Annotated in this window: 3 protein-coding genes; 1 reads left to right on the top strand and 2 read right to left on the bottom strand. The window is 64.2% G+C overall.

Going from position 1 to position 2,503, the window contains the following annotated elements; translation table 11 throughout:
• The coding region (locus ENZ74_RS28825; RefSeq protein WP_127313179.1) for a LysR substrate-binding domain-containing protein at positions 1 to 638 on the top strand (638 nt) is incomplete at its 5' end.
• Positions 639 to 682: 44 nt separating this feature from the next.
• Here ENZ74_RS28825 and ENZ74_RS28820 read toward each other — a convergent pair.
• Together ENZ74_RS28820 and ENZ74_RS28815 are read right to left on the bottom strand one after the other, a co-directional pair.
• Positions 683 to 1,732: an aldo/keto reductase gene (locus tag ENZ74_RS28820; RefSeq protein WP_063169457.1), complete on the bottom strand. Its 1,050-nt coding sequence runs from the start codon at positions 1,730 to 1,732 to the stop codon at positions 683 to 685.
• Positions 1,733 to 1,842: 110 nt separating this feature from the next.
• Positions 1,843 to 2,503, bottom strand: a 661-nt coding sequence (locus ENZ74_RS28815; protein WP_245471026.1) for a YggS family pyridoxal phosphate-dependent enzyme, incomplete at its 5' end; no start/stop codon positions are given.

Below are 2,503 nucleotides of genomic sequence, written 5' to 3'. Positions count from 1 at the left end.
GTGCTTCACCGCGCGGACGTGTGCGCATTAACAGCTACGTGCCCTTCGGGGTGCATCGGCTGGTCCCGCTTCTGCCTCGGTTCCTGGAACGCTACCCCGAGATTTCGGTCGATCTGGTGCTGACCGACAGCGTCGTCGACCTGATGGCGGAGCGCGCCGATGTTGCCATCCGTGCCGGGCCATTGAGTGAGTCACGGCTGGTGGCGCGCAAGCTCGGGCAAAGCCCGGTGGTCGTTGTTGCAGCACCTTCTTACCTCGAGACGCACGGCATACCGCTGACGCCAGCCGATCTCGACAAACACAACCGCATGGGCTTCGGCTTCGTCAGGCACCTCGATGGCTGGCCGTTCCTCGACGCGGAAGGCCGCGTCATCATGATTCCGATCACCGGCAACACGCTGGTCAGCGATGGTGAGGCGATGCGGCTCATGGCACTGGCGGGCGCGGGCATCGCCCCGCTGGCGCGCTGGCATGTGGCGGGAGACATAGCGGCCGGCAGACTGGCGCCGCTGCTGGAGGCATTCAATCCGGGTGACGAGGAGCCGACCCACGCCGTCTATGTCGGCCAGGGCCGGCATCTGCCGGCGCGGGTGCGCGCCTTTCTCGATTTTCTGGGCGAGAGCGTCCGGCTGACCTGACATCTCCGGAGCCACGGCTCCCGAGATGTCAGCGTGGGCTGTATTTATGCTTTCGGCGTGAACGCCGCCGGACGGCGGCCCGCTGCCTGGCGCTCCAGCATCCAGCCTGGATATTCGGACGGCAGGGCGCTGACCTCGTCGAGACGAACCAGATCGTCGGTGTCGAGCTTCACCTCAGTGGCGGCAAGGTTCTGCTCCAGCTGCTCCATGCGGCTGGCGCCGATGATGACGCTCATCACGAAGGGCTTGGCCAGGACATAGCCGAGCGCCACCGTGGCGACGCTCACATCATGTTTTTTGGCTATGTCGCGCATGACGGCAACGGCCGCCCAGGCGCGGTCCTCATTGACCGGCGGGAAGTTGAAGGACGCGCGGCGGCCTTCGCCATTGCCGGGTGCGCCGGGGCCATATTTGCCGGAGAGCAGGCCACCGGCCATCGGCGACCACACCATCAGGCCGAGCTTCTCCTCATTGAGCAGCGGCACGATTTCGCGCTCGAGATCGCGGCCGGCGATCGAATAATAGGACTGCACGGTCTCGAAACGGGCGAAACCCTTGCGCTCGGCGATGCCGAGCGCCTTGGCGATGCGCCATGCCGCCCAGTTGGAGACGCCGACATAGCGGACCTTACCGCTGGCAACGAGATCGTCGAGCGCCCGCAGCGTTTCGTCGATCGGCGTCACGGTGTCGGTGCCGTGCAACTGATAGAGATCGATATGGTCGAGTTGCAACCGCTCCAAGCTGGCATCGACCGAATCCATGATGTGGCCGCGTGACGAGCCGCGCTGGTTGGGGCCTTCACCCATGGCGCCATGCGCCTTGGTGGCGATGACCACATTCTGCCTGTTGACCTTGAGATCCCTGAGCGACTGGCCGAGCAACCGTTCGGATTCGCCAAAGGAGTAGACGTCGGCCGAATCGAAGAAATTGACGCCGGCGGCAAGCGAATGGGCAACGATCTCGTTGACGCCCTTCTGGTCGAGGCTGGCGATCAGGCCCCATTGGGCATTCTGGCCGGCGGCGCCGAAGGTCATGGTGCCGAGGCACAGTTCGGAGACGAACATCCCCGTATTTCCAAGCTGGTTGTAGCGCATGGTGGCGGCTCCAGAGAGTTTGTGACGACCCAAAGCAAATAGGAACGGTACGTTTCGTTTCCAGTCCTGGAGCAACGAGCCTGTCGGATTGGCCCAAAGGCCGTTGCGTCTCAGCGAGTGCCGAAGATCGCCGAACCGACGCGGACGCTGGTGGCGCCGAAGGCGATTGCTGTTTCGTAGTCGCCGGACATGCCCATTGAGAGTTTGGCGACGTCGGCTTCCTTGCTAAGCTTCTCCAACAGCGCAAAATGCGGACCGGGATTCTCGTCGGCCGGCGGGATGCACATCAGGCCTTCGATGGCGAGGCCGTGCACGTCGCGGCAGCGGGCGACGAAGGCCACGGCGTCGCGGGGCTCGATGCCGGCCTTCTGCGGCTCGGAGCCGGTGTTGACCTGGACATAGAGTTTTGGCGCGCGGCCCTGTTTGGCGATCTCCTTGGCGAGTTCGGCGGCGATCTTCTCGCGATCGACCGTCTCGATGACGTCGAACAGTGCTACCGCTTCCCTAGCCTTGTTGGATTGCAGCGGGCCGATCAGATGCAGTTCGATGTCGGGAAATGCGTCCTTCAGATCAGGCCATTTGGCTTGCGCCTCCTGCACCCGGTTCTCGCCGAAGACGCGCTGGCCGGCTTCGATGACCGGGCCGATGTCGGCGGCATCAAAGGTCTTTGAGACCGCGACCAGGATCACGGCGCCGGCTTCGCGGCCGGCCTCGCGTTCGGCGGCGGCGATCTTCGCCTTGACCGCGAAAAATTGCTGAACGGCGTCACCC

Source organism: Mesorhizobium sp. M7A.F.Ca.CA.002.15.2.1 (assembly GCF_003998715.1).
Classification (GTDB): Bacteria; Pseudomonadota; Alphaproteobacteria; order Rhizobiales; family Rhizobiaceae; genus Mesorhizobium; species Mesorhizobium ciceri.
Note: the sequence above shows the minus strand (reverse complement) of the source record. Positions and strands in the feature narration are given on the sequence as shown.

Coding starts and splice junctions, on each gene's coding strand:
- ENZ74_RS28820 (WP_063169457.1), bottom strand. CDS start 1,732: ATGCGCTACAACCAGCTTGGAAATACGGGGATGTTCGTCTCCGAACTG.